Origin of the sequence: Hominimerdicola aceti, from assembly GCF_025567495.1 — a bacterium.
Taxonomy (GTDB): Bacteria; Bacillota; Clostridia; order Oscillospirales; family Ruminococcaceae; genus Hominimerdicola; species Hominimerdicola aceti.
In genome coordinates, this window is the sequence record NZ_JAOQJZ010000001.1 from 439,950 (window position 1) to 447,747 (window position 7,798).

Below are 7,798 nucleotides of genomic sequence, written 5' to 3' on the forward strand. Positions count from 1 at the left end.
ATATATGAGTTTTGTAATGGCTGATTTTTACAAGAGGTTTGTTGACGAGGAGCTTGACAGCGAGGGCAGACTTAAAAGCTTTAAGCTTGACCTGCCTGAGAACTTCAACTTCTCATATGACGTTATAGACGAGCTGGCTAAGAACGTGCCTGATAAGGTGGCTATGCAGTGGGTCAACGAGGAGGGTGAGGAGCATATCTTCACTTACAAGGATCTTTCTGAAAAGAGCAGTCAGGTGGCTAACATGATGCTGGCACACGGAGTTAAGAAGGGCGATTTTGTTATGGCTGTTCTTAAACGTCATTATGAGTTCTGGTTCCTTGCTTACGGTCTTATGAAGATAGGTGCTATCCTTGTGCCTGCTACTTGTCAGCTCAAGAAAAAAGACTATGTTTACCGCTTTGACGCTGCTTCTATCTCTTATATCGTGGCAACTGCGGAGGACGATGTTCCTAATCAGGTGGATTCAGCTCTTGAACAGTACAGCGGCATGAAGGAGAAGTTTATCACTCACGGTGCTAAAGAGGGTTGGATAGATTTTCTCAGTGAAATGGACAAGTATCCAAAGACTTTTGAGAGGATCGAAACACACGTTACTGAGTCAATGCTCATGTATTTCAGTTCCGGTACTACCGGTTATCCTAAAATGGTACTGCACAAGTATTCACTGGCTGCGGCACACATTATCACTGCTAAGCACTGGCACCACCTTGACGAGAACTCACTGCACCTTACTGTTTCTGAGACAGGCTGGGCAAAGTGTGCATGGGGCAAGATGTTTGGTCAGTTTATCTGCGGTGCGACAACATTCGTGTATGACTTCGACAGATTTATTCCTGCAAACGTGCTGAAAGTAATTCAGGATTACAAGCTTACTTCTTTCTGCGCACCTCCGACAATGTACAGATTTTTCATCAAGGAGGGTCTTGAAAACTATGACCTTTCTTCACTGAAATATAGCTGTATCGCCGGTGAGGCTCTTAACCCTGAGGTATTCAACAAGTGGTATGAGTACACAGGTCTTAAGCTTATGGAGGGCTTCGGTCAGACAGAGGGCGCTGTGCTTGTGGGCAATCTTTACGGCATGGAGCCAAAGCCGGGCTCGATGGGTAAGCCTACACCGCTTTACAACATCGGTATAGTTGACAACGAGGGCAAGCCTGTTAAGGTAGGCGAGACAGGTGAGATCGTTGTTTACGCTAAGAGGGGCGAAAACCCTGCGCTGTTCAAGGAGTATTACAGAAACCCTGAGGCAACGGACAACGCTTGGAGATTTGGTATGTATCACACAGGCGACACTGCTTACATGGACGATGACGGCTACTACTGGTATGTTGGAAGAACGGACGACCTTATCAAGGCTTCTGGCTATCGTATAGGACCTTTCGAGATAGAGAGTATCCTTATGGAACACCCTTCTGTACTGGAGTGCGCTATCACGGCGGCTGATGACGCTATCAGAGGCAAGGTAGTTAAGGCTACTATCGTGCTTGCAAAGGGCTACACTGCTTCTCCTGAGCTTGCTAAGGAGCTTCAGAACTATGTTAAGCAATCAACTGCGCCTTACAAGTATCCTAGAATAGTTGAGTTCGTGGACGAGCTGCCTAAGACTATAAGCGGTAAGATACGCCGTGTTGAGATAAGAGAGAATGACAGCAAGAAGAATGGGTAATTAATGCCGATATGTAGATAAATGGGACGTCGCTTTTCTGTGAAACAGAAATTGCGCTGTTCCCTACGTCTAGGTGATGTAAAAAATTATAGCACAGCTCTTTTTAATGAGGGCTGTGCTTTTTTATTGGGTAAAGATGTGGCATATGGTTTGTTGCTTCGACGGGCGAACAGTGTTCGCCCCTACGGAGTTTTCAGAATATTTTATATTTTTTTGTGGCTATTTCAACTTCCGTGTTGATAAATGTAAACTTTTTTAGAAAGTATGATATAATATAGTATTGCATTAAATAAAAAAAGAGGGTGTAAAACTTGATCGATCTTGATGATTTTTGGTATATAGTCAGGTCGCAACATTATACAAAAAAAGAAATGGAAATAATATATGGCAATTTGGAATACGTTCCGCCAAAGCAAATAGATAAACTTTGGGATAAGGCTGTAGACAAATGGGGCGATTGGCAAGCTGCACAGCATATAGCTAAGAAATATGATGATGACGGATATCTTCGCAAGAAGGAATAGCATAAACAAAAAAATAAGCTGCTACAGAAAAAATCTGTGGCAGCTTATTCTATTCAGAACAGTCCTAATTTTAACCTATCAATATCAGCTCCTGATATCTGTTTGTACAAATCCATAAGATTTTGGATCATATTTAATGTCGAGCAGGTCGAAGGACCAGTTACATAATGTATTGTCGGAGAAAATTTATTATACGAAAAAATGGCTTTGGTTTTATAGGCTTGACCATACAGAACCTTTCCTCTTAGAATTTCAAACGAATAACCTTTCCCGTCTCTTGCAATATGCTTAAATGGTTTTGTTAATGATAATTGCTGGATCTTACACCTAAGTCTGTTTGTCATTTTTGAGCAAAGATCAAGTGTATTGAATCTGTCGACAAAAATACTTCCACAGTCTTTACACAAATGTTTGTGACCTCTTATCTTAAGAGCTGTATAATGTTCATTTATGTTGATATCCCTGACAAGTTTAGTATATCGACCGTAATTGACAACATTGCAGCTCCCGCATTTTGTGCATATCTTTGTTTCAATTTTAGGCGAAACAACAAAAAGATAATCACACTCATCTGCATTTTCACGCAGTTCAAGTATATCAAATTCATCAAGACAAAGCATATTTTGGTTGTGGTTTATAAGCACATTCTATCCTTTCATTACAATTTTTTCGTAGAGGACAAAGCCTAATTACTGAAGATAAGAGGCAACCATCGTTCAGAGTTGACATCATTATCTGAATTATCTCCTCACTCAAACACGCCCCCGTCAAGCTGTCCGCAGAAATAAAGATCATTCATAGTCGGCTCGCTCATAACAGCGTTAGGGGTGGGCTTTGTCTTTGAGATAGTCTTCGACTTTGTATCCTCATAATAAATGTTCTCGATAGGCAGCAGACCAATGTCCGCTTTCGGAATATCCCAAACCATACCCCTTATGTGCTCAAAAAGCACATCGGGGCTGTCATTTGCAATAACTGAGCCTTTATTCAAGATGATAAGATCGTCTGTTATAGTGTCGATGTCGGAAACGATGTGTGTTGAGATTATTATAATGCTTGTTTCTTTGAGCTTCACCATTATCCGCTTGAACTGCTCACGCTCAAATGGGTCAAGACCTGCGGAGGGCTCGTCAAAAATCAGTATCTCGGGGGAGTTAAGGATAGTCTGTGCAATGGCAAGGCGCTGTTTCATTCCGCCAGAAAATGACTTTATCTTGTCATCAAGATTTTCAGACAGATTCACAAGCCCCAGCACACGTCTTATCTCGTCCTCAATAAGCGGCTCAGGCATTCCTTTTAACAGAGCCGAAAATCTGAGAAATTCGTGGGCGGTGTAGCTTGGATAAAATGGCTGATACTGAAACTGAAAGCTCAGCTTTTCACGATATTTCTCGCCCATTTCAAAAACGTCCTGCCCGTCAAGGGTCACGCTGCCGCCCGACTTTTTTATCACGCCCGATATGCAGTTCATTATGGTGGTCTTGCCTGCGCCGTTTGGTCCAAGCAAAGCGTTTATGCCCGTATGAAATTCGCAGGTTATGCCCTTGAGCACCTGCTTTTTGCCGTATCTTTTGGATAAGTTTTCTACTCTTAAAACGCTCATATCATCACCACTCCTTATCGGTCAAAGCTTTTTTCATAATATCCGCTGTATCTCCATGCAGTCAGTCCGCTCAAAATCGCTGCAAGATATATGAATACAGCTACCGCTTCCGAACAATCAAAAGCCCTCATATAGTCAAGGTTGTTAAGCTGCCCATTTACGCTTGTGACAGCCGCAAACATATAAGGCGAAAGTGCTCCCACATAATGTGCGGCGGCGGACATGACCGCTATCAGCCCAGAGGTCAGCATAACATATTTTTTCACAGAGCGCACTTGCTTTGCCACAAGCACGAAAATGCCGTAGGTTATAAAAAGCGACATAAGCCTTGTGACATATAGCCATATTATTGTGCCTCTAACAGTTAGCATTAAAGGCGCAAGGTCAAATTGCCACACGCTTTGTAAAGATGAGGTGCTGTACTTGCTCTGATGTAATGTTCCGCTTATAATAAGGTCTGCAAAAAAGCTCAGTGTGAACATTATAAATATCGCCACTGATAAAATTATCTCCCGTGACTTAAAAAACGCTGACGAATTTTTAGATATCCTTATCTGCTGATCCATTCGTTTTTCGTAACTGTCCGCAACAAAAACACCCACAAGCAACAGCACAAATATCGGCATAATATCTACCGCCCGCAATTCGAGAAATTTCAAAAACGGCTCGTCATTTATCACCTGTGGTGTTGGAAATGCAGCGTAAAGTCGGCTGTTTTTCACAAGGTCGGTAGGTATATTAGCGTCTGTAAGACCCCTGCCTGTGCGAGCATAGTTTCTGATGCTTTCGACCATAAAACAACTGCGAAGCTCTGTTTTATATTTGTTCACGGCGGCTGTAATGTTATTATTATAACCGCTTGCGTAACTTCTCATCTCATATTCCGTTATGTATTCGTCACACTGTTCAAGGGTCTTATCTGCGGAATTTTCTATAAGTTCATTGTATATCTCCGCCGTTTCTTTGTTCATATATACAAGGTTATTAGAAGCGTTAAAGCTACGATACACAGCAAATTTAACGGAAGCTGAAAAAATTATCACTATGACAAAAAGCAGCCAGAATTTCTTTATGAGCCGTGAAGTCTGATAACTATACATACTTTTCATTATCCCACCTGCCTTTCAGCAAGGAGATATGTCCCTGCGACAAAAAATGCGGTCATGATGAATATGATAGCAAAATAAACAACGTATTCTCGTGCAGGTATTCCCCAGAAATTCATATAACCTGTGTCATTGAGCATATTGGTGTAATTGCCTGTTAAAATGTCAACGGCAGGATTGGAAAGACTTGTGGTTTTCAGATATAATGGTACAAATATTGGCACAAGACAGACAGCTCCTGCAAGTATGGTCTTTCTGCAAAGCATTGAAAGAAACATAACAATACTTGCGGTGAAAAGCGCATAAACAAGTTTTGCGGCAAATACTGCAACTAGATATCCGCCAAAGCTCATATTCGCCGAACTTAGTTCAAAACCGCTCAGATATTGCAATGGCATATCAAGTTTAAAGCCGTTTGTATCGTAAATAAAAAGAGTTATAATATCCACAGTGTAAATTATCAAAACAAGAATTATTACAGCAACAAAGCCGGTACAAAGCTTGAAAAGTGAGAATTTTCTCACGCCCGTTTTGGTTATTCCAAAGCTTTTTATCCTGCCGCTTTGTATCTCTGATGAAAAAATGCTGAAAAGAAGCAAATAAACGCCGAACGGTATCAAAATTTCCGATGACATATAGTTTTCAAAGCCGTCAGCGGCTCTGGTGTCAATGATATCGTCCGACTTTTTTAGGTCTGTTATCACGGCGTTGTAATCGCTGATGAGCTTGTCGGAAAGCTTCAAAGAATACTCATCCGTAACGCCACGTCTTGCATTTCGGCTGTAACCTCGCACACGCTCGGAAATGAGCTTCAAAGCATTTTGCTGGGAATATAGCTCTCCCTCAATAAGAGAAAACATACTGTCAAGTCCTGCGCCTGCTTGTGAATTTTTCTGAGAGAAATCTATTATCTTTTCCTCAAGTTCCACAGGCAATTCAGCCTGCTTTACACCGCCTGTGTTGTGGTTATTCTGATAGTCGTTTATCTCGTTGTTAAGAGCGTTTTGCTCATCAGCAAGCTTTTGAGCGTCTTGGCTTACAGTTTCCGAGCCGCCTTTAAGATAGGTCATGTATTTTTCGCCATAAGCATAAGAAGGTCTGAGTACAGATATCAAAAAGGCGCAGGAAAGCAAAGCCAGCAATAAGCTTATCAAAGCTGACTTCGCCATATCTTTTCTTATCATAAATCTGAGAAGTTTCAAATCGTCACACCTCAAATATCAAGCTCTTACATTTCTGACTGTATCTCTGCATATGTATCATAATCCCATTCGCCGTTTGAAATAAACTTGTGCAGTTTAAAATCTTTATCCACAAGATAAGCGGCTGTATCAGCGTCGGGATTATAGGTCGAAAGAAGGAAATAATCCTCACAGTTATTGAATATCGTCATATAGTCGATATACTCATAGCCGTAAAAATACTTTTCATTGAGCTTAGCATCATCAATTATCTTCTGCGGTTTATTATCGTTATCAAGATAATAAAGCACATACTGATACATTTTGCCATTATCATTTGGCTCACGAACAAGCACTATCATAGTGTTATTGAAATACTGAAAATATCTTACAAAAGATTTGTCTTTAAAAGTGCAAACTGTGTCACTTTTTTCATTATCCTCATTATACCTATACAGCTTGTTTTTGCCATTAGAGTAATACACATCTCCGTCGGCCGGATAATACATATACGGCGTATTTTCGCTTATCTGAGAGCCAACATCAATGCCTGTATCCTTGACGTTCTGAGGGTCTGAAAGTGGAGCTATAAATAGGCGGACTGTATCCGTCTTTGGGCAAAGCCTTGTAAAATAAAGCTTGCCGTCGCTTATGTAATAGGTATTGGCTTTTGTTATCTCGCTTTTGTCAGAGTTTTTGAGAGCGTATTTATATAGCGAATAGCCTGTGCTGAATCCGTTCTCGTCGGTCTCGCTCTTTTTGTATTTGCCCTCAACAAAATAGATATCTCCGTCTTTGTCCATAGACATACAGCCTAATATGCTGTCCTTTGGTGCAGAATACACTTCCGTGACTTCACCGCTGTTGTAATCCACTGTGACAATGCTGTAATCTTCTTTTTGCGTAGCAGAATTATACACTGACCTTACAGCGTATATAACGTCGTCATATATGGTATAGCAGGACAAGTTTGAATACTCTTGAAGCTTGACCTTTATCATTGCAAGGCTGTCGGATTCGATATCATATTCTGCAATGCCGTCATAGGTTTTGTAATACACAAAATTGTTTGCAAATGCAGTAGAAGAAGCTTCAGGACACAAAAGGTTTGTGGGAGAAGCAGAAAGTTCTTGTTGACCCTTTTCAGAAGAAACCGCCTTATCGGATTTTGTGCCAAGAGAAATGAAAAGTGTAACTGCAACTGCGGCAATTATAACTGCGGCTGTTGCGATAATAATTTTAGTTTTCATAATTCACACTCAAGTTCTATTATTGACTATCAACGGAAAGCGTTGTGCTGTAATTTCCGTGTATATTATTTTCATAGATATGCACGGTTTTTACAGTTTTGGACGTTTTGCATCCTGATAACTGAAATTTATGTTCTACTTTTCCGCTAAGTGTAGATGATGAGCCGCAACCATTCCCACCAACAGAAACACTTGCATAAATATAGCCTGCGTATGCACAATTAGGATTGTACACATTATTGTTATTGCTGGATGTTCTTGACCAAGCTTGACCAGCTACAGTTGAATTAGCTCTTGAACCTGTAACATAGCAGGAGATGTATGCGTTTGATCCGGAGCCACCTGTTGCCCTTCCATACTTTGCGGCTGAGTACGCACTAGCCCCAATAGCCATAGAACTCATCATCATAACAGCAGCACCCATAGCTGCGATTCTTTTTACGATCTTTTTCATATTAAACG

Annotated in this window: 7 protein-coding genes; 2 read left to right on the plus strand and 5 right to left on the minus strand. The window is 41.0% G+C overall.

The window, feature by feature from the left end; translation table 11 throughout:
• The first annotated feature begins 4 nt into the window (after positions 1-4).
• Both OCV57_RS02145 and OCV57_RS02150 read left to right on the plus strand, forming a co-directional pair.
• On the plus strand, positions 5-1,672 hold the full coding sequence (locus OCV57_RS02145) for an AMP-binding protein (protein ID WP_256321452.1): 1,668 nt from the start codon (positions 5-7) through the stop codon (positions 1,670-1,672).
• 311 nt (positions 1,673-1,983) lie between these two features.
• A complete protein-coding gene (locus tag OCV57_RS02150; protein ID WP_267300332.1) occupies positions 1,984-2,196 on the plus strand; it encodes a hypothetical protein in 213 nt (70 codons plus the stop codon).
• Between the two features lie 748 nt (positions 2,197-2,944).
• Here the strand turns inward: OCV57_RS02150 and OCV57_RS02155 are convergent.
• The 5 genes from OCV57_RS02155 to OCV57_RS02175 all read right to left on the minus strand — a co-directional run.
• A complete protein-coding gene (locus OCV57_RS02155) occupies positions 2,945-3,799 on the minus strand; it encodes an ATP-binding cassette domain-containing protein (RefSeq protein ID WP_267300333.1) in 855 nt (284 codons plus the stop codon).
• Positions 3,800-3,813: 14 nt separating this feature from the next.
• A complete protein-coding gene (locus tag OCV57_RS02160; protein ID WP_267300334.1) occupies positions 3,814-4,908 on the minus strand; it encodes a hypothetical protein in 1,095 nt (364 codons plus the stop codon).
• Entirely contained in the window at positions 4,908-6,107 is a 1,200-nt protein-coding gene (locus tag OCV57_RS02165) for a hypothetical protein (RefSeq protein WP_117859672.1), read from the minus strand. Before OCV57_RS02165 ends, OCV57_RS02160 begins: the two co-directional genes overlap by 1 nt.
• A gap of 26 nt (positions 6,108-6,133) precedes the next feature.
• Complete coding sequence (locus tag OCV57_RS02170) at positions 6,134-7,336, minus strand: hypothetical protein (protein WP_267300335.1); 1,203 nt, start codon at positions 7,334-7,336, stop codon at positions 6,134-6,136.
• A 19-nt stretch (positions 7,337-7,355) separates the two neighbouring features.
• Positions 7,356-7,798: hypothetical protein (locus OCV57_RS02175; RefSeq protein WP_267300336.1), on the minus strand; the 443-nt coding region annotated here is incomplete at its 5' end.

Bases quoted from the DNA above. Each gene is read 5' to 3' on its own strand.
- OCV57_RS02145 (WP_256321452.1), top strand. From the start codon at position 5: ATGAGTTTTGTAATGGCTGATTTTTACAAGAGGTTTGTTGACGAGGAG.
- OCV57_RS02155 (WP_267300333.1), bottom strand. From the start codon at position 3,799: ATGAGCGTTTTAAGAGTAGAAAACTTATCCAAAAGATACGGCAAAAAG.
- OCV57_RS02160 (WP_267300334.1), bottom strand. From the start codon at position 4,908: ATGAAAAGTATGTATAGTTATCAGACTTCACGGCTCATAAAGAAATTC.
- OCV57_RS02170 (WP_267300335.1), bottom strand. From the start codon at position 7,336: ATGAAAACTAAAATTATTATCGCAACAGCCGCAGTTATAATTGCCGCA.